Source organism: Lysobacter sp. Root604 (genome assembly GCF_001427505.1).
Taxonomy (GTDB): domain Bacteria; phylum Pseudomonadota; class Gammaproteobacteria; order Xanthomonadales; family Xanthomonadaceae; genus Lysobacter.
In genome coordinates, this window is the sequence record NZ_LMGS01000001.1 from 920,615 (window position 1) to 939,251 (window position 18,637).

Here is an 18,637-nt window from a genome sequence, read left to right on the forward strand (position 1 = left end):
CAGCGGGGGAAGAGCCTCAGACGGGGAGGATCGTCGGAGGCGACAACTTCCTACAGACGAACGCGCTCAGTAAGTCTTGCACTGCAGGAAACGCACCCGCTTGTCGCTGCCCGGCGGCGGCTGCAGTTGCAGGCGCGAGGAGCGCAGGAAGGCGTAGCGCTCCAGGATGGTGCAGATCTCCTTGGCGTCGGTCTGGTCGTCCTCGCGCAGCTGGTACACCAGCAGCGTCGACGAGGTCGACCACAACGCGCGCTCCACGTTCGGCAGCGACGAGACCATGCGCATCACTTCGGCGCGTTCGTATTGCTCGCGATTCGGGTCGGCCGGCGCGGGCGCGGTCAGCACCGGTTCGGCGGTGGCGGCCGGCGGCGCGGCGGCGGCCGGAGCGGCGGCGATGGGCGCCACCGGCGCGGCGTCGAGGTTGCGCGGCGGATCCGGCAGCAGCAGGCTCGCCAGCGCGCCCAGCACGATCGCCGCGGCCCAGCCGAACAGGGTCTCGCGCATCACCCGCTTGCGCGTGCTCGCGGTCAGGTCGTTGCGCAGCGACTCCGGCAGCAGCGGGCGCACCAGCGCCCACAGCGCGGGGCCGTCGTAGCGTTCCAGTTCGGTCCCGCGCACTTCGACGTCGGCGATCCGGCCGGGCGTGGCCAGCACGCCGCCGCTGGCGCCGGCGAAGCGCACCGCGTTGGCGAACTCGGCCACCACCGCGGCGCTGACCTGGTAGTCGGCATGGCCCTGCTTGCAGGCCAGCAGCCAGGGGCGGCCGTCGCGCTGCAGGCGCAGCTCCTCGGACTGGGTGCCGCGTTCCAGGGTCTGCTCGACCGATTCGGGTTCGAAGCCGCGCGGCTGCAGGGCCTCGACCACCAGGCGCGAGAATTCGCGCCAGCGCATGGTCGCCAGGGCGTCGATGCCGGCCTTGGTCTCGGCGCGGCGACGGCGGTACAACCACAGATAGGCCGTGATCGCGCCGCCAGCCAGCACGGCGGTCAGGAGCGCGGTCAGCAGCGAAACAGCATTGGACATGCAGGCCTCAGGCCGGATGTGGGGCGCAAAATATACGCCACTCGGCACCTTCAGCTGCGGCCGTGGCTCACGCTATGCGCGAGTGGCCACACCGCGAACACAGATCGGCGCCGGTTTCCACAGAAACGCGGGCGCCCGCGGGCGGCGGACAAAGAAAGCCCGCCAGTCCGAAACCGTAAGGGGAGGGGAGCATACGGAGCGACGGACTGGCGGGCTTAGCGGGTCGCGCGGCCGGCGTTCAGGCGCGCGAGCTGGAGCGTTGAAGCGCTGCGGCCGGGCGGCGGACCGCCCGGCTGGGTGGATCAGGGAGCGACCGGCGGCTTGGGCTTGGCGATCGACTTGCGCGGCGCCTTGCTCGCGGCCTTCTTGGCGGCCGGCTTCTTGGCCGGCGCCTTCTTGGCAGCGCTGGCTTTCTTGGCCGGGGCCGGCTTGGCGGCGGCGCGCTTGGCGGCGGGCTTGCCGCCCTGGCGGCGCAGTTCGGCGGTCAGGGTGTCGACGCGCTGGCTGAGGCCGGCGAGGTCGTCGCGGCCCGGTACGCCCAGCTTGACCAGGGCGCGCTGCACGCGCTCCTCGAACACCTTCTCCAGGCGGTCCCAGGTGTCGGCGGCGCGCTCGCGCGCGTGACCGACCTTGGACTCGACGACGTCGCGCAGGGCATCGGCCTGACCGCCGGTGAACTTGCGTGCGGTCTGCTCCAGGTTCAGGCCTTCCTTGACCAGGCCTTCGAACAGCTTGGTGCCCTCGGCCTGGGCGCGACCGAACGCGCCGACGCCGGCCAGCCAGATCTGCTGCGCGGATTCGCTCAGGGTCTTGGACAGGCGCTCGGCCTGCTCCTGGGCGCTGCTGCTGGCCTTGCCGGCCGTCGTTTTCTTAGCGTTCTTCTTGAACTTGGCCATGTGCCCTCCAAGCGGGCGTGAATTCGATGTCACTGCACGATGGGCGCGCTGTCTAGAGTTTTCACACCATTGGACGGGACGCGCGGCCAAGGCCGACGAAAATCAGCGAAGCCCGGCGCTGCCAGCCCGTAGGAGGCGGTGAGCCCAAGGCGAACCGCATCATTGCGCCGTGCCGAACCTCAGTGCCGGTGCGGTTATCGCCGCCCCTACGGCCTGCGAACCAAGATCGGCCCGTAGGATGTGGTGAGCCGAAGGCGAACCGCATCATCGCGCCGAACCGAACCTCCGTGCCGGTGCGGTTATCACCGCACCCTACGGCTACTTGGCCCTGGCTCGCTTGCGACGGCTCGTCACCAAATGGTCGACATCGTCCAGCGCCCGGCGCAGGCGCGCGGTGGTTTCGGTGTCGCGCGAGGGCGGCGCGATGCCGTCCAGGACCGAGCGCTGTGGATCGGCCAGGACCTCCTCGCGCAGGCGGATGCCGTGCGCGGCCAGCACCGGCCGCAGGGCATCGGCGCGCTGGCGCAGGTCGGCCAGGGTGTTGCGGTAGGCGATCTCGCAGATCCGCCGCCGCGCCGAGAAGCTGAAGGCGTTGGTGAAGAACAGCTCGCCGTCCTCGGCATTGGGCTCGAACACCAACTGGTCGATGTTGGGGTACTGCTGGGCGTAGCGCGCCAGGCCGACCTGCATGCGCGACTGCAGCAGGGTGCGGAAGGTCTGCGACAGCACCGCCGGCAGGCCGCCCGCGGCCAGGCTGTTGTCCTCGGTCACCGGCGCGCCGCCGTGGTTGTGGTTGAACGGTACCAGCGGATTGATGCCGATCAGCAGGTCGATGCCCTGTTCCAGCACCAGCGAGGCATGCATGGTCCGGCGCAGCGCGCCGTCGACGAAATGGCGTCCGCGGATATTCACCGGCGGGTACAGGCCGGGCAGGGCGGCGCTGGCCTGGACCGCCTTGGAGATCGGGACGTCGTTCCAGTCGTCGCCGCCGAAGCGCACCGCGTCGCCGCTGTCGATGTCGACCGCGACCACGTACAGGCGCGCGTCGAGTTCGCGGAAATCGTTGCTGCGGCCGCGCCGGGTGAAAACCTCGCGCAGGAAGCGCTCGACCTCGCCGTTGTCGAACAGGCCGTTCGGGATCAGGCCGCCAAAGCGGGTGATCAGGTCCGACCAGCGCGCCTCGCGCGGCGAGAACAGCAGCTCGCGCCACCACTGCGTGGCCAGGCGCGGGAAGCTCGCGGCGCGCTTCATGTATTCGAAGAAGGCCGGCCGCATGAAGGTCTCGGGCCGGAACTGGACGTCGTCGCTGTCGCCGGTGATGAAGATCCGACACATCTCGGCGGTGTCCATGCGGTTGGCCAGGCCCGCGGCCAGGAAGGCGCCGCTGCTGACGCCGACGTAGCAATCCAGACGGGTCAGGTCGAGGCCCTCCAGGGCTTCGTCCAACGCGCGCAGCGCCCCCAGTTCGTACATGCCGCCGATCGGACCGCCGCCGGCGATGGCCAGGCCGATCTTGGCCGGCGCGCCGGTGCTACGCGCCCGTTGCTGGGCGGAATGGAGTGACAGCATGAGGTGAGCGGCGACCGTGCGGAGGAGTATCCCGCGAGTGTAGCCGACCGCGGCGGGCATGCCAGACGCCGCGACTTTGGTCGTAGCCAAGGGCGGTTGCGGCAGCCGGCCGCGGCCGCGATCATGCGCTCGATGTCCAGGACGACCGACCTTTCCGCCCGCCTGAGCGACCTGCTGGCGCGCCATCAGGCCCTGCACGACCCACGACAGGAGTCGCGCAACGGCTTGCGCTGGTTGCCCGAGGTACGTGCGTGGCAGGCCTGGCGCCTGGAGGCCAGCTTCGACCGCTTCCTGCGCGACCCGCGACGGCGCCCGGCGGCGCAGTTCTTCCTCAGCGACGTCTACAACGACCACGACTTCAGCCGCCGCGACGCCGACATCGCGCGGGTGCTGCCGATGATGCAGCGGCTGTTGCCCTCGGCGCTGTTGAGCACGGTCGCCGACGCGATCGAGCTGGGTCTGCTCACCCACGCTTTCGACCTGCGCATGGCCCAGCGCCTGCAGACCCTGGCGCCGCGGCGCCGGCGCCTGGATGCAGCCCTGTATGCGCTGGCCTACCGCGACTGCGGCCTGCCGCGCCTGCGCGGGCACCAGATCGACCTGATCGGACGCGTCGGCCTGGGCCTGGGACGGGCGGTGCGCATGCCGGGCGTGGCGACCTTGCTGAAACTCTCGCGCGGACCGGCCAAGGCGGCCGGCGTGGCGGAGTTGCAGGGCTTTCTCGAACGCGGCTTCGCGGCCTTCGGCCAGTTGGGCGACGTGCGCGAGTTCATCGCCGAGATCGAAGAGGACGAACGCGAGGTCGCGCAGCGCCTGTTCGAGGGCGATCCGGACCCGTTTCCGGGGTTGGAGTAGGGCGGGCTTGCTGGATCTGTCGGTTGGGGGCGAGCCCGCTCAGGACGACCGCGAGGTCACTTCGGGGCGCGCGCGGGTGGCTGTGGCCGCGCGGGACTGCGCGTGACTGCGTGCGACTCGTATGACTGCGCGAGATGACGACGTCGTGCTTGACGACTAGGTCAGACCAAGAGCGCCAGACCTGCGCCGCCCGAATCACGCAACGCAACTCGAGGACGATCCCCCGAGTCGAAGCCGCGCAGCGGCGCTAGCGCCGCCGCACTCGTCTTATTTGAAGCGCTCGTCCAGCACCCGCCGGATTTCGCTTTCGATCGGGCCTTTGAGCGCGCCCAGCAGGAAGCCCAGGCTCGCGGTCACGCGCAGCTGCTTGGGGCCCAGCGCGATCTTGCCGTCGACGCCGCTGCGGGCGAAGTTGAGGGTGTCGCCGGCCCAGTCGTACTCGATGCCGAAGCGTTCGGCCAGCTTTTCCGCCACCTCTTCGACGGCTTTGCGGGCCTTGGACGGCGTCAGCGAATGATCGTGGCGGATATCGATGCTCGACATAAACGGTTCCCTCCCAGGGTCCGCCTATTGTGCGGGCGTGACGCGCCGCATCCAAGAGTGCGCCGACAGCGGCCGTCGATGCGGTGTGCGTGATTGCCGCGCAGCATGCTAGATTTCCGCTGCGTGGAAAGCCTAAGACTGCGATACCCCAACCGCGAACATGCCGACCTGGCCCTGAGCCCGGGCGTGCATGCGATCGGCCGCGACGCCGACGGTCGCACTGCCCTGGTCCGCGACGGCGCGGACGCGGTCGCACAGGTGTGCGTGGACCGTCGCGGCGTATGGCTGCAGGTGCGCGAAGGCGTGCGCGGCCTGCACGTCAACGGCCGCCCGGTGCGGCGCATGGCGATGCTGCGCGCGGGCGACACGATCTTCCTGGACGGCGTCGAACTCCTGTTGCTCGCCGGCGAGCCCTTGCCGGCCCCGGCCGACTATGGTTTCGGCGAGGCGCCGGAGAGCCGTCTGGTGATCCGCGGCATCGCCGGTCCGCATCACGGCCGCTGCTATCCCTTGGACAAGCCGCGCACCATCGGCCGCGCCAGCGAGTGCGATATCCGCATCGACGACGCTTCCTTCGCCGAGCGCCACGCGCGCCTGGAAGCGCACGCCGACGGCGTGGTCCTGCGCGATATGGGTTCGGTCGAAGGCAGCCTGGTCAACGGCCGCTCGGTACGCAATGCGCTGCTGCGGCCCGGCGATCAACTGGTGCTGGAATCGCAGCACCGCTTCGTGATCGAAGCGCCCAGCCGCGGCGGCGGCGGCGAGCCGCCGCATACCCCGCATCCGGTCGAATTCGAGGCCGAGGAACGCGCGCGTCCGGCCGCGGCCTTGCCGTCGTCGGTGCGGCGCATGCCGTGGCTGTTGTTGGCGGCCGCGTTGCTGGCCGCCGCGCTCAGCCTGCTGCTGCTGTACGGCGCGAGCTGAGCGCGCGCAGCTTCTTCCACACCCGCCAGCCCAGCAGCACGGCCAGGATCGCCGCGTACAGCAGCGGCTCGCGGATGTCGGACTTCACCAGCCACCAGAAGTGCAGCACCGCCAGCACGGCGATCGCGTAGATGAGCTGATGCAGCCGGCCCCAGAGCCGGCCCAGCTTGCGCATCGCGGCCTGGGTCGAGGTCAGCGCCAGCGGCACCAGCAGCAGCCAGGCCAGGAAACCGACGGTGATGTAGGGCCGCTTGAGGATCTCCTCGAAGATCTGGGTCCAGTAGCCGCGCAGGTCCAGGACCAGGTAGGCGGCGAAATGCAGGCAGGCATAGAAGAACGCGTACAGGCCGAGCAGGCGCCGGAACCGGATCAGCACCGCTTGCCCGCTGAGCTGGCGCAGCGGCGTGATCGCCAGGGTCAGCAACAGCAGGCGCAGCGCCCACAGGCCCAGGCGGTGCTCGATCTCGGCGACCGGGTCGGCGCCGAGGCCGCCGCTGCCGGTCAGGAACTCTTCGCGGATCTGCCAGGCCAGGATCGCCGCCGGGGTCAGCGCGAGCAGGTGGACCAGGGTTTTGGCCGCGATCATGGCCTTGGATGCCGCGCGGCGCGGCGCCGGCCGCGCGGTGGCGGCCGGGGTGCGGTCGTTCATGCGCTCAGAACCACTGCTTGAGGTTCATGCCAGCGTACATGGACGCGACCTGGTCGCCGTAGCCGTTGAACGGCCGGGTCGGGATGCGCTCGGCGAACAGTTTGCTGGCGGTGCCGGCGATGCGGCGTTCGCTCTTCTGGGTCCAGCGCGGGTGATCGACGTTGGGGTTCACGTTGGAGAAGAAACCGTACTCGCTGGACTGGGCGTCGTTCCAACTGGTGAACGGCATCTTCTCGACGAAGGTGATCGCGACGATCGACTTGATGCTCTTGAAGCCGTACTTCCACGGCACCACCAGCCGCAGCGGCGCGCCGTTCTGCTGCGGCAGCGGCTTGCCGTACAGGCCGGTCGCCAGCAGGGTCAGCGGATGCATGGCTTCGTCGATGCGCAGGCCTTCGCGGTACGGCCAGTCCAGGGCGGGGTAGGCCAGGCCCGGCATCTGCTTGCGGTCGGCCAGGGTGGTGAAGGCCACGTACTTGGCCTTTGAGGTCGGCTGGAAGCGCTTGAGCACCTCGCCCAGCGGCACCCCCAGCCAGGGGATCACCATCGACCAGCCTTCCACGCAGCGCAGGCGGTAGATGCGCTCCTGCGGCGTCAGGCCCTTGAGCAGATCGTCCAGGGCCAGGGCGCCGGGCTTGGCGCAGGCGCCGCCGACGGCGACCGTCCAGGGCCGGGTGCGCAGGGTCTTGGGCGCCTTGCCGGGATCGGCCTTGCCGGTGCCGAACTCGTAGTAGTTGTTGTAGCTGGTGACGTCCTCGTAGCGGGTCAGGGTTTCGTCGGTGCGGAAGCCCGAGGCCGCCTGCGCGGGCGTGATCGCGGTCTTGGGCGCGGGCGGGGGCTCGGCATCGGCGCAGCCGGCCAGGCCCAGCGCGGGCGCGGCGGCGAATGCGGCCAGCAGGCGCCGGCGCTCGCGGTAGACGGTTTCGTCGGTGATTTCGCGGGCGGGGAGGGTAAAGGCGTCGCGCAATGCCATTGGAGCTGACTCCTGCAGGAAGCGGGTGCGACGGGAACCGTCGCGGGGCCGTACGGGAGATACGGCCGGGTTAGCCATATAGAGGCAGCCGGAGGGGTAAAAGTTGCGCGGGTAACCAAGGCGCGCGCAAGTGTTGCACTGCGGCATACTTGGGTTCCAACCCCCACTCCACGGAGCACCCGATGTCCCGCGCGTTCAATTTCAGTGCCGGCCCCGCGACCTTGCCCGAAGCCGTCCTCCAGCAGGCCCAGGCCGAAATGCTGGACTGGCATGGCGTCGGCGCCTCGATCGTCGAGCTGAGCCACCGCGGGCCGGAGTTCCTGCAGGTCGCGCAGGAGGCCGAAGCCGACCTGCGCACGCTGATGTCGATCCCCGCGGACTATGCGGTGCTGTTCCTGCAGGGCGGCGCGACCACCCAGCAGGCCTTGATCGCGCTGAATTTCGCCGCCCCGGGGCAGACCGTGGACTACGCGGTGACCGGGCACTGGGGCAAGACCGCGCTCAAGCAGGTCAAGCCCTACGTCAACGCCAAGGTGGTCGCCGACGGCGAAGCCGGCGGCTATCGCGACATCCCGGCCTACGGCGAGTGGCAGCTGTCCAAGGACGCCGCCTACGTCCATTACACCGCCAACGAAACCATCCACGGCGTCGAGTTCCGCGACATTCCGCAGACCGGCGACGTGCCGCTGATCGGCGACTTCAGCTCCAGCATCGTGTCCGAGCCGCTGGACGTGTCCAAGTTCGGCGTGATCTACGCCGGCGCGCAGAAGAACCTGGGCCCGGTCGGCGTGAGCGTGGTGATCGTGCGCCGCGACCTGCTCGAGCGCGCCGGCCAGCCGCGCGCTGAGATCCTCGACTACCGCGCCCACGTCAAGGGCGAGTCCATGCTCAACACCCCGCCGACCTGGAACTGGTACCTGGCCGGCCTGGTGTTCAAGTGGATGATCGCGCAGGGCGGCGTGACCGAGTTCGCCCAGCGCAACGCGCGCAAGTCGGCGCTGCTGTACCAGACCATCGACAACTCCGGCGGCTTCTATCGCAACGAGGTCGCGGCCGCCGCGCGCTCGCGCATGAACGTGCCGTTCTTCCTCAAGGACGAAGCGCTGGACAAGCCCTTCCTGAAGGAAGCCGAGGCCGCCGGCCTGATCTCGCTCAAGGGCCACCGCGCCCTGGGCGGCATGCGCGCCTCGATCTACAACGCGATGCCGGAAGAAGGCGTGCAGGCGCTGGCGACCTTCATGCAGGACTTCCAGCAGCGGAATGGGTGAGCGACCGCCCGGCCATGGGTGAGCAACCGTGCTCAGTCGATGCCCTATCGGCATCGACTACGGTAGCGAACGCACGGCCATGGATGGCCGGGCCGGACGGTCCTCAAGCGAGCTAGTCTCGCCATGGACGGCAGCGTAGAACTCCAGCTCGCGTCGTAGATTTTCGTGAGCCCCAAAGATCCTCGTACCTCAGCACCACCTCCGGCCGAGCCCCCCGGACCCACGAGACAACCATGGCAAAGAACCCCACCAAGCCCGCGCCGCCGAAGCCGAAGCCGAACAAGGCCGCCGCCAAACCGGCCAAAGCCGCGAAGCTCAAGCCCGCCGTCCCCGAGCCCGCGCCCGAGCCGCCCGCACTCGACCTCCCGACCCTGCGCACCCGCATCGACGGCATCGACCAGCACATCCAGCAGCTGATCGCCGAGCGCGCCCAGTTCGCCAACCAGGTCGGCAAGGCCAAGGGCAAGCTGGCGGCGGCGGTGGACTATTACCGCCCTGAGCGCGAGGCCCAGGTGCTGCGCCGCGTGGTCGACCGCAACGACGGCCCGCTCAACGACGAAGTGCTGGTGCGGCTGTTCCGCGAAATCATGTCGGCCTGCCTGGCCCAGCAGGAGCCGCTCAAGATCGGCTTCCTCGGCCCGGAGGGCACGCATTCGCAGCAGGCGGTGTTCAAGCATTTCGGCCACTCGATCCACGGCCTGCCGCTGTCCAGCATCGAGGAGGTGTTCCAGGAGGTCGAAGCCGGCAACGCCGATTTCGGCGTGGTGCCGGTGGAAAACTCCACCCAGGGCACGATCCAGTCGACCCTGGACATGTTCCTGACCTCGAAGCTCAAGATCTCCGGCGAAGTCGAGTTGCGCGTGCACCAGCACTTGCTCTCGCGCAGCGGCCGCATCGAGGACATCGAGCGCGTCTACTCGCATCCGCAGTCCTTCGCCCAATGCAAGGCCTGGCTGCGCCAGTACCTGCCCAAGGCCGAGAAGATCGCGGTGGCCAGCAACGCCGAGGCCGCGCGCCGCGCGCGCAACGCCGACGACGCGGCCGCGATCGCGGGCGCCAGCGCCGGCAACGTCTACGGCCTGAAGAACGTGGCCGGCCCGATCGAGGACCGCCCCGACAACACCACCCGCTTCCTGGTGATCGGGCGCGAGCTGTTCACGCCGTCGGGCAACGACCGCACCTCGCTGCTGATCTTCATCAAGGACCAGCCCGGCGCGCTCTACAACGTGCTGTCGCCGTTCGCCAAGCGCGGCCTGAGCATGAACCGCATCGAGTCGCGTCCGGGCCATACCGGCCGCTGGCAGTACGCGTTCTTCGTCGACATCGGCGGCCACGTCCAGGAACCGGCGATGCGCGAGGCGCTGGAGGAGCTCGAAGAGCTGGCGCACGAAGTCAAGGTGCTGGGCTCCTACCCGGTCGCGATCGCGTGAGCGCGGCGCCGTCCTTGCCAGCGGCGACGCCGGCCTATGACGAGGCCTGGTTCGCCGCGCGCGCGCAAGCGGGCGTGCAGCGCCTGCGCGCCTACGACCCGGGCCACGATCTGGTCGCGCTGCGACGCAAGTTCGGCGCCGCGCAGCTGGTCGAGCTGGGCTCCAACGAAAACCCCTACGGCCCGTCGCCGCGCGCGCGCGCGGCGGCATTGGCGCAGTTGGATCAGCTGCACCGCTATCCCGATCCGCTGGGCGCCGATCTCAAGCGCGCGCTGGCCGCCAAGCACGGCGTGAGCGGCGCGCAGATCCTGCTCGGCAACGGCTCCCACGAACTGCTGATGCAACTGGCGCAGGTGTTCGCCGCGCCGGGCAGCGAAGTGGCGTTCTCGCGCTACGGCTTCGCGGTGTTCGCGCTGGCCACCCAGGCCGCCGGCGCGGACATGCGCATCGTCGAGGCGCTGCCGCGCGACGCGGCGATGCCGGCCGGCCACGATCTGGACGCGATCGCCGACGCGATCGGGCCGCGGACGCGCCTGGTCTACCTGGCCAACCCCAACAATCCCACCGGCACCTGGTTCGATCGCGCGGCGCTGCAGGCGTTCCTGGCGCGGGTGCCGGCCGAGACCCTGGTGGTGATGGACGAGGCCTACGCCGAGATGGTCGACCGCGGCGAGGCCGCCGATTTCGCCAGCGCGGTCGCGTTGCTGGGCGCGCATCCGAACCTGATCGTGACCCGCACCTTCAGCAAGGCCTACGGCCTGGCCGGACTGCGCGTGGGCTATCTGCTGGCTGCGCCAGGCCTGGTCGCGGTGATGGAGCGCTTGCGCGAGAGCTTCAACGTCAACGGGCCCGCGCTGGCCGCCTGCGAGGCCGCGCTGGCCGACGAGGCCTATCTGGAATCGGCCTGCGCGCGCAACGCCGAGCAGCGCGCCGCGCTGAGCGCCGCATTGCGCGAACGCGGCTTGCGCGTGTTCCCCTCGCAGACCAATTTCGTCCTGGTCGAATTCGGCGCCGATACCGCGCGCATCGAATCCGAACTGATCGCGCGCGGCGTGGTGCTGCGCCCGATGGGCGGCTACGGCCTGGGCGACTGTCTGCGTATCACCGTCGGCGACGCCGACGAAAACCGCCGCTTGCTGGCCGCGCTGGACGCGGTGCGCGCATGAGCGCGGGCCAGACCTGGATCGCGGCGCCCGGCGCGCCGCTGCGCGGCACGCTGCGCGTCCCCGGCGACAAATCGGTGTCGCATCGCGCGGTCATGCTGGGCGCGCTGGCCGAGGGCGTCACCCGCGTCACCGGCTTCCTGGAAGGCGAGGACACCCGCGCCACCGCGCGCGTGTTCGAGCGACTGGGCGTGCGCATCGAAACGCCCAGCGCCAGCGAGCGCATCGTCCATGGCGTCGGCCTGCACGGTCTGCGCGCGAGCGCGCAGGCGCTGGACTGCGGCAACGCCGGCACCGGCATGCGTTTGCTCGCGGGCGTGCTGGCGGGGCAGGGTTTCGATTCGGTTTTGATCGGCGACGAATCGCTGTCCAAGCGGCCGATGCGGCGCGTGACCGAGCCGCTGGCGGCGATGGGCGCGCGCATCGACAGCGAGGCCGGCGGCTTGCCGCCCCTGCGCATCCACGGCGGACGCGGCCTGCAGGGCATCGACTACACCCTGCCGGTGGCGAGCGCGCAGGTGAAGTCGGCCTTGCTGCTGGCCGGCCTGTACGCGCAAGGCGAGACCGTGGTGCGCGAACCGCACCCGACCCGCGACTACACCGAGCGCATGCTGGCCGCGTTCGGCTGGCCGATCGAGTTCTCGCCCGGCTATGCGCGCCTCAGCGGCGGCCACGCGCTGCGCGCGACCCAGGTCGCGGTGCCCGCGGATTTCTCCTCGGCCGCGTTCTTCCTGGTCGCGGCCAGCGTGGTGCCGGGCTCGGAGCTGTTGCTGGAAGCGGTGGGCATGAACCCGCGCCGCACCGGCCTGCTCGCGGCCCTGCGCCTGATGGGTGCCGACATCGTCGAGGAGCATGCGCGCGCGGAGGGCGGCGAAGCGGTCGCCGATCTGCGCGTGCGCTACGCGCCGCTGCACGGCGTCGAGGTGCCCGAGGCGCTGGTGCCGGACATGATCGACGAGTTCCCGGCTCTGTTCGTGGCGGCGGCTTGCGCGCAAGGGCGCAGCCGGATCTCCGGCGCGGCCGAACTGCGAGTCAAGGAGTCGGACCGTATCGCGACCATGGCACAAGGGTTACGCATTCTTGGTGCACAAATCGAAGAGACGCCGGACGGCGCGATCATCGACGGCGGCGCCTTGCAGGGCGGCGCGGTCGACAGCCACGGCGACCATCGCATCGCGATGAGCTTCGCGGTGGCGGCGCAGCGCGCGCGCGGCGACGTCCGGATCGGCGATGTCGAGAATGTGGCGACGTCGTTTCCGAACTTCGACGGCCTGGCGCGCGGCTGCGGCTTCGAACTGCGTACGGCGTTTGGTTTGTAGACAGGCAGCGAAGTCGGGTTTCGCTAGACTTCGTCGACCGATCGAATCGCGCCGCCGGCGGCGCTCGATCGGCCGACGTACGCACCCGGATGTGCGAACAAGGAGGTAACGGCCGTCGTCCACCGCCCCCGCGGCGCGACGGTCATCACGTGGTTCGCGCCAGGCCCGGCGCGATTTACGAGAGGACGCAAGCGATGCAGCAACCCCGATGCGGCTCGACGACGCCAGCCACGCGCGTGCGCGTGCGGACGTCGAGCGATTTTGCGATGCCGGCGGCGATCGCGCATGGCTGAGGATGCGCTCGCCATGAACCGTGCATCGCGCGCCCGTGCGGAAGGCGCGGGCATGGCTCTGTACTCCGAGGCCGCCGCCGATCTGCCGCCATGGCTGCGCCGGGTCGCGCTGTTCGCGCTGGCCTACCAGGCCTTCTTCTCGCTGACCGACATTGGCCTGTATCTGCGGCCGGAGCTGGGCGCGGGCGTGCTCCTGCTGCTGATGGTTTGCGCCGGCCGCCGCCCCTGGCGCGAACTGGCGGCGCAGCCGGCGGTGCGCGCGCTGCTGCTGCTGATCGTGTTCGTGGTGGCGCAGGCGGTCTACGCGGCGGTGAGCGTGATGCCGGACATACCGCTGTCGGCGCAGTTGTCGACCGCGGGCAAGTTGGTGCGACTGGCCGTGTTCACCTGCGTGACCGGCTGGTGGCTGTCGCTGATGCCGCGCGCGATCCCGCGCCTGGTCGTGCTGATGGGCCTGGGCCTACTGTTGTCGGCGCTGATCTACCTGCCGTGGACCCAGGCCGATGCCTTGTGGAACGGGCGTTTGCGCCCGGACCTGGGGATTCCGGAAAACCTGAGCGGCCAACTCGCCGCGGTCGGCGGCTGGCTGGCGTTGTGCTTGTCGATGGCGCTGTGGGCACGGCGGCGCGAACGCGGGCGCGGCCTGGCCCTGGCGATCGGCTTCCTCGCCTATGTGGGCTGCTTCTGCCTGCTGCTGTTCTCGCAGTCGCGCGGCGCCTGGCTAGCCTTCGCGGCGGTGCTGCCGCCGGTGGTGCTGGGCTACGCCTGGGCCCTGCGCCGCGGCCGCGGCGGCTACGGCGCGCTGGTGCCGGCGATCGCGGCGGCGCTGGTGTCGGCCCTGTTGCTGTTCGCGGCCCGCGATCTGATCAGCCTGCGCTTCGCCGGCTCCGAGACTGTGGTCAGCGAGGCCCAGCAGGCCGCGGCCGCGGGCACCGTCGCGATCGCGCCCACGCCGGCGCCGGCGGCTCCTGCCGCGCCCGTCGCGACGCCGCCTGCCGCCACGCCCACGGCGCCTGTCGCCGCACCGATCCCGGCTGCGATCGCGGCCCAGCAGACCCAGGTCAACAACAAGGCCGTGAGCGTGCGCATGGCCCTGTACAAGCTGGGCATGGAGAAGTGGCTGGAGCGGCCGTTGCTGGGCTGGGGCCTGCGCAGCACGCCGTCGCTGATCGCCGAGAGCCGGCGCGACATGGCCGGTCAGCACCACATGCATCTGCATAACACCTATCTGGACGCGCTGGTGGGCTTGGGCGCGCTGGGCACGCTGCTGCTGGCGGTCGCGTTCGCGCTGTTGCTGCGCGAGGCCTTGCTGGCCTGGCGGCGCGGCCTGATGCCGTTGGCGGGGTTCTGGGCGCTGACCGGCAGCGTCGGCATCGTCCTGGTAGCGAACAATTTCGATTCGCTGCTGTGGCGTTTCGAATACGGCCGTGCGCCGCTGGAGTTCCTGTTCGGCGCCTGTCTGGCCTGGGGCTTGATCCGCCGGCGCAGCGAAGCCGGGCAGGGCGCTCGCGGCTGAGCGTCGGTAGCGGGTTCGTTGACGGCGGGTGCGTCCGCATTCGCACTTCTTGCATCGCTCCGGCCGCCGTCGTGGCGGCCGGAGCCCGCTCTCCCCCGATTGCGCGGTCCTACGGCTCAGGACCGTTGGGTCTGGATCGCGCTCAGGCCTGCGGCTTGAACTCGATCGGCACTTCCACGACCGCCGGCACGGCCTTGCCGTTGCGCGTGGCCGGCTCGAAGCGCCAGCGGCGCACCGCGTCCTGGGCGGCGCGGTCGAGCTCGCGCGAGCTGCTGCGGCGGACGAAGTCGATCTCGCCCGGCACGCCGTCGGCGCCCACGTTCACCCGCAGCAGTACGTCGCCGCCCTCGCCGCGACGCAGCGCGGTGGCGGGGTACTCGGGTTCGGGACTGCGGCTGGCGATGCGTTCCGGCGCGGTCTCACGCGGGGCGGCGATCGCCGGCTTGGTCGGCTTGGGCTTGGCCGCGCTCGCGACCGGCTTGCGCGCGTCGCCTTCGGGCGTGGTCGCGGGCGTGGTGTCGGTCGGAACCGGCGCGATCGAGGCATCCGGCGGCATCGGCACCGGTAGCGGCGCACGTTGGCTCAACAGATACCAGATCAGCAGGATCGCAGCCAGCAGCACCAGCAGCCAGAGGCCGGTACGGTTGCGCGCAGGCTCGGCGGCGTCCGCGGTGGCTTGCGGTTGAGTGTCGCGATGTTCCAGCGTGTTGTCCGTCATGTGTCCCTCCTCGGGTCGTCCCCGGTGTTCCGGGTGGCGATCCGACTTTCCCCACGCCGGTGTTAGCGGCGAGTGAGGCGGAGGGGGTCAGGGCGTTACGCGTTCAGCGACTGGCATCGAATGTGATCGGGACCATCACGGTGCCGCTGACCGGCTGGCCGTTGGCCAGGGCGGGGCGGAAACGCCAGCGCCGGACCGCATCCTGGGCTGCGCGATCGAGCATGCGCGAGCCGCTAGTGGTGCCCACGCTGACGTCGGTCGGCACACCGTCGGCGCCGATCTGCACGCGTACCGTGACGGTGCCGCTTTCGCCGCGGCGCAGGGCCTGGGGCGGGTAGCGCGGCGCGGGATTCTGGCCCGGGATCGGCTTGGGGTCGGAACTGGCCACCGCGGCCGGCGCCGGGGTCTGCGGGCTCGCGGGGATCGCGGCATCGGCCGGCGGCGGAGGCGCGGTCTCGACCAGGCGCGGTTGATCGCTGCCGCGGGGCGGCGCGGACTGCGGCGCGGGACCGACGCCGCTGCCCTCGTTGCCCGACATCGGCGCCGGCAAGGGCGCGTAGTTGGGGCCGGCCGCGGTCGGCGGGGCGACCCCGTCGGCGCGATAGAAGTCGTACTCGCCGCTGCGCGACCAGACCAGGGCGAACAGGATCAGACCGAGCGCGAACGCGCCCAGTACCCACCACAGGGCCTTGCGCGAGGGGCGCCAGGCAGCCAGATCGAGGCTGGGACGGGACGGTGCGGGGGACGGTGTCGACATGCGGGATCCGGCGGGGATAGGGAACGTGGCTGAGCGCATTCTGCCTCTAACGGGGTTAATCCGTCGGCAACCGGTCGCGGTTTGCGGCCGCGATTGGCCCTGAACGCGTTAAGCACGCGATAATCGCGCTCCGCTTCCCCACCGGTTCCGCCATGCTCGATCCTATTTTGCTGCGCCAGCAACCCGCCGAACTCGCCGCGCGCCTGCGCGATAGCCGCGGCTACGTACTCGACGCGAGCGCGCTGGAGTCGCTGGAAAGCGAGCGCAAGCAGATCCAGATCCGTACCCAGGAACTGCAGAACCTGCGCAACACCCGCTCCAAGGCGATCGGCCAGGCCAAGGCCAAGGGCGAGGACGTGGCCGCGCTGATGGCCGAAGTCGCCGGCTTCGGCGACGAGCTCAAGGCCAGCGAACTGCGCCTGGACGAAATCCGCGGTCAGATCGAGGCGATCGCGTTGGGCATCCCGAATCTGCCGCACGAGTCGGTCCCGGTCGGCCGCGACGAAACCGGCAACGTCGAACAGCATCGCTGGGGCGCGCCGCGCGCCTTCGATTTCGCGGTCAAGGACCATGTCGAACTGGGCGCGCGCAAGGGCTGGCTGGACGGCGACACCGCCGCCAAGCTGTCGGGTGCGCGCTTCACCGTGCTGCGCGGCCAGCTCGCGCGCCTGCACCGCGCGCTCGCGCAGTTCATGCTGGACCTGCATTCCAACGAGCACGGCTACGAAGAAACCAACGTGCCGCTGCTGGTCAACGCCGATTCGATGCGCGGCACCGGCCAGTTGCCGAAGTTCGAGGACGACCTGTTCGCGACCACGGTGGGCGAGGGCGAGGCGGCCAGCAAGCGCTATCTGATCCCGACGTCCGAAGTGCCGCTGACCAATATCGTGCGCGACGCGATCGTCGAGGACGCGGCGCTGCCGCTGCGCATGACCGCGCACTCGATGTGCTTCCGCGCCGAGGCCGGCAGCCACGGCCGCGACACCCGCGGCATGATCCGCCAGCACCAGTTCGAGAAAGTCGAGCTGGTCACGATCGCGCGCCCGCACGAAAGCTACGACGAGCACGAGCGCATGACCCGCTGCGCCGAGGTGGTGCTGGAGCAGCTCGGCCTGCCGTACCGCCGCATGCTGCTGTGCACCGGCGACATGGGGTTCTCCGCGACCAAGACCTACGATCTGGAAGTCTGGCTGCCCAGCCAGGACAACTACCGCGAAATCTCCTCGTGCTCGAACTGCGAGGCCTTCCAGGCCCGCCGCATGCAGGCGCGCTGGCGCAACCCGGCCACCGACAAGCCCGAGCCCGTGCACACCCTCAACGGCTCCGGCGTCGCCATCGGCCGCGCCCTGATCGCGGTGATGGAGAACTACCAGAACGCCGACGGCTCGATCACCGTGCCCGAGGCGCTGCGCTCGTATATGGGTGGGGCTGAGCGCATCGATTGATGCGGCGGCCGAAGTAACGGTGCAGCGCTCTAGCGAGCGCTCGCTACCGTGCCGTTGTAGGGTGCGGTAAGCCGAAGGCGCACCGCACGCGTACTACGCCGCATCGCGAATATTCCGATTCTTCATTCCCGCGCAGGCGGGAATCCAGTGACTTGGACTCATCTATAGCCACGACGTAGTCGAACGGAGGCGCGTCGCGCTACCTGTCTCCGATTGCGTTCGCTCGGTGTCAGTCCGCGATACACCGGCGCATTGCGCTGAAGTCACTGGATTCCCGCCTTCGCGGGAATGACGAGCAAAAAAGCTATGCGCTTATCACCGCATCCTACGTCGCTGGATGTTCGACTGCGCCAAAGCGAAGCGGAGCCCGCGTCCGCGAGAATGACGAGCCGAAGTGACCGTGTTGCCGCCGCCTCCCGCCTCACCTGTCACAACGAAACTCTTGCCCAACAAGCTGCCGGCTATAGGCGCCAAGGTGGCCGTACCGGCCAGGCGAGCTCAAGTAGCCCGATACCGTGCCTCGCTGACACGAAGAGAACGCTGAGGTCGAATCCTCACCCAGCCAGCTATGCAGCCACCAACGTTTTGCGTTCCGACGCTTCACTCGCACCAATGCACATGCAACGGCGCGCCATGCCCCGCTTCCAGCGCCGCCAGCACCGGATAGCGCGTCACATCGCCGCTGCGTAGCGCGGCTTCGAAGACTTCGCGTTTGCGTTCGCCCTGGATCAGCAGCAGCCGGGTCTGCACGCGCGCCAGGCCGACTGGGGTCAGGCTGATACGGCGCGGCCACTGTTGCGCGCCGGGGGCGTCCCGGGCGTCGACGGCGACATAGGCCTGCCGGCTCTCGAGCGCGCGCGCGAGGTCGCGGCTGTTGGGGAACAACGAGGCGGTGTGGCCGTCCTCGCCCATGCCCAGCACCGCGGCGCTGGCGCCGAGCTGGGCGTGGGCGTTGGCGGCGGCGACCGCGTCCTCGATGCGGCGGCCGGCCAGGGTCAGCGGCTCGAAGCGCGCGACGGCGGCGTGGTCGTGCAACAGATGGGTGCGGACCATGCGCGCGTTGCTGTCGGGATCGTCCGGCAGCAGCCAGCGCTCATCGACCAGGCCGATGTCGACCCGGCTCCATTCCAGCGGGGCCTTGGCCAGCGCGCGATAGACCGGGCCGGGCGTGCTGCCGCCCGACAACAGCAGGCGCGCGCGCGGGCGCAGCGACAGGTCGCGGCGCAATTCGGCCGCGATCGCGACCGCGCACGCCCAGGTCCACACATCGCGGCCCCGATGTGCGTGCATCACATA

The 18,637-nt window shown here is 70.1% G+C and carries 17 protein-coding genes; 8 read left to right on the forward strand and 9 right to left on the reverse strand.

Annotated features, from left to right (window positions below; translation table 11 throughout):
- Window positions 1-66: 66 nt before the first annotated feature.
- From ASD69_RS04385 to ASD69_RS04395, 3 genes are all read right to left on the reverse strand, one after another.
- Complete coding sequence (locus tag ASD69_RS04385; RefSeq protein WP_056174390.1) at window positions 67-1,023, reverse strand: restriction endonuclease; 957 nt, start codon at window positions 1,021-1,023, stop codon at window positions 67-69.
- A 302-nt stretch (window positions 1,024-1,325) separates the two neighbouring features.
- Window positions 1,326-1,919: a phasin family protein gene (locus tag ASD69_RS04390; RefSeq protein WP_056174392.1), complete on the reverse strand. Its 594-nt coding sequence runs from the start codon at window positions 1,917-1,919 to the stop codon at window positions 1,326-1,328.
- A gap of 318 nt (window positions 1,920-2,237) precedes the next feature.
- Window positions 2,238-3,488, reverse strand: a complete 1,251-nt coding sequence (locus ASD69_RS04395; protein ID WP_056174394.1) for a patatin-like phospholipase family protein — start codon at window positions 3,486-3,488, stop codon at window positions 2,238-2,240.
- A 132-nt stretch (window positions 3,489-3,620) separates the two neighbouring features.
- Between ASD69_RS04395 and ASD69_RS04400 the strand changes: the two genes are divergently transcribed.
- Entirely contained in the window at window positions 3,621-4,343 is a 723-nt protein-coding gene (locus ASD69_RS04400) for a hypothetical protein (RefSeq protein ID WP_056176553.1), read from the forward strand.
- Window positions 4,344-4,610: 267 nt separating this feature from the next.
- Here the strand turns inward: ASD69_RS04400 and ASD69_RS04405 are convergent, their stop codons facing one another.
- Entirely contained in the window at window positions 4,611-4,886 is a 276-nt protein-coding gene (locus ASD69_RS04405; protein ID WP_056174401.1) for a polyhydroxyalkanoic acid system family protein, read from the reverse strand.
- 123 nt (window positions 4,887-5,009) lie between these two features.
- Between ASD69_RS04405 and ASD69_RS04410 the strand changes: the two genes are divergently transcribed.
- Window positions 5,010-5,810: an FHA domain-containing protein gene (locus tag ASD69_RS04410; protein WP_157499102.1), complete on the forward strand. Its 801-nt coding sequence runs from the start codon at window positions 5,010-5,012 to the stop codon at window positions 5,808-5,810.
- Here ASD69_RS04410 and msrQ read toward each other — a convergent pair.
- Window positions 5,779-6,396, reverse strand: coding sequence for a protein-methionine-sulfoxide reductase heme-binding subunit MsrQ (gene msrQ / locus ASD69_RS04415; RefSeq protein WP_056176555.1), 618 nt, complete (start codon window positions 6,394-6,396; stop codon window positions 5,779-5,781). The genes ASD69_RS04410 and msrQ overlap by 32 nt on opposite strands.
- Before the next feature lie 67 nt (window positions 6,397-6,463).
- Window positions 6,464-7,432, reverse strand: a complete 969-nt coding sequence (gene msrP, locus ASD69_RS04420) for a protein-methionine-sulfoxide reductase catalytic subunit MsrP (protein ID WP_056174406.1) — start codon at window positions 7,430-7,432, stop codon at window positions 6,464-6,466.
- A 182-nt stretch (window positions 7,433-7,614) separates the two neighbouring features.
- On the opposite strand from msrP, the gene serC reads away from it, so the two are divergent.
- From serC to ASD69_RS04445, 5 genes are all read left to right on the forward strand, one after another.
- Window positions 7,615-8,700: a 3-phosphoserine/phosphohydroxythreonine transaminase gene (serC, locus tag ASD69_RS04425; protein ID WP_056174408.1), complete on the forward strand. Its 1,086-nt coding sequence runs from the start codon at window positions 7,615-7,617 to the stop codon at window positions 8,698-8,700.
- A 233-nt stretch (window positions 8,701-8,933) separates the two neighbouring features.
- Window positions 8,934-10,130 (forward strand): prephenate dehydratase, encoded by a 1,197-nt coding sequence (gene pheA, locus ASD69_RS04430; RefSeq protein WP_056174410.1) that lies wholly within the window; start codon window positions 8,934-8,936, stop codon window positions 10,128-10,130.
- Window positions 10,127-11,296 (forward strand): histidinol-phosphate transaminase, encoded by a 1,170-nt coding sequence (gene hisC / locus ASD69_RS04435; RefSeq protein ID WP_200943937.1) that lies wholly within the window; start codon window positions 10,127-10,129, stop codon window positions 11,294-11,296. Before pheA ends, hisC begins: the two co-directional genes overlap by 4 nt.
- Window positions 11,293-12,612 carry a 3-phosphoshikimate 1-carboxyvinyltransferase gene (gene aroA / locus ASD69_RS04440; RefSeq protein WP_056174412.1) on the forward strand — a complete coding sequence of 440 codons (1,320 nt, stop codon included), beginning with the start codon at window positions 11,293-11,295 and terminating at the stop codon, window positions 12,610-12,612. The genes hisC and aroA overlap by 4 nt, the downstream gene beginning before the upstream one ends.
- Before the next feature lie 306 nt (window positions 12,613-12,918).
- Window positions 12,919-14,421: an O-antigen ligase family protein gene (locus ASD69_RS04445; RefSeq protein WP_056174414.1), complete on the forward strand. Its 1,503-nt coding sequence runs from the start codon at window positions 12,919-12,921 to the stop codon at window positions 14,419-14,421.
- Window positions 14,422-14,563: 142 nt separating this feature from the next.
- Here ASD69_RS04445 and ASD69_RS04450 read toward each other — a convergent pair whose 3' ends face one another.
- Together ASD69_RS04450 and ASD69_RS04455 are read right to left on the reverse strand one after the other, a co-directional pair.
- Window positions 14,564-15,139 carry an energy transducer TonB gene (locus ASD69_RS04450; protein WP_056174416.1) on the reverse strand — a complete coding sequence of 192 codons (576 nt, stop codon included), beginning with the start codon at window positions 15,137-15,139 and terminating at the stop codon, window positions 14,564-14,566.
- 103 nt (window positions 15,140-15,242) lie between these two features.
- Window positions 15,243-15,896, reverse strand: a complete 654-nt coding sequence (locus tag ASD69_RS04455; protein ID WP_082576258.1) for an energy transducer TonB — start codon at window positions 15,894-15,896, stop codon at window positions 15,243-15,245.
- 152 nt (window positions 15,897-16,048) lie between these two features.
- Here ASD69_RS04455 and serS point away from each other — a divergent pair, with 152 nt between their 5' ends.
- Window positions 16,049-17,341: a serine--tRNA ligase gene (gene serS / locus ASD69_RS04460; RefSeq protein ID WP_056174418.1), complete on the forward strand. Its 1,293-nt coding sequence runs from the start codon at window positions 16,049-16,051 to the stop codon at window positions 17,339-17,341.
- Between the two features lie 600 nt (window positions 17,342-17,941).
- Here the strand turns inward: serS and pgl are convergent.
- On the reverse strand, window positions 17,942-18,631 hold the full coding sequence (gene pgl / locus ASD69_RS04465; protein WP_056174420.1) for a 6-phosphogluconolactonase: 690 nt from the start codon (window positions 18,629-18,631) through the stop codon (window positions 17,942-17,944).
- Window positions 18,632-18,637: the final 6 nt, after the last annotated feature.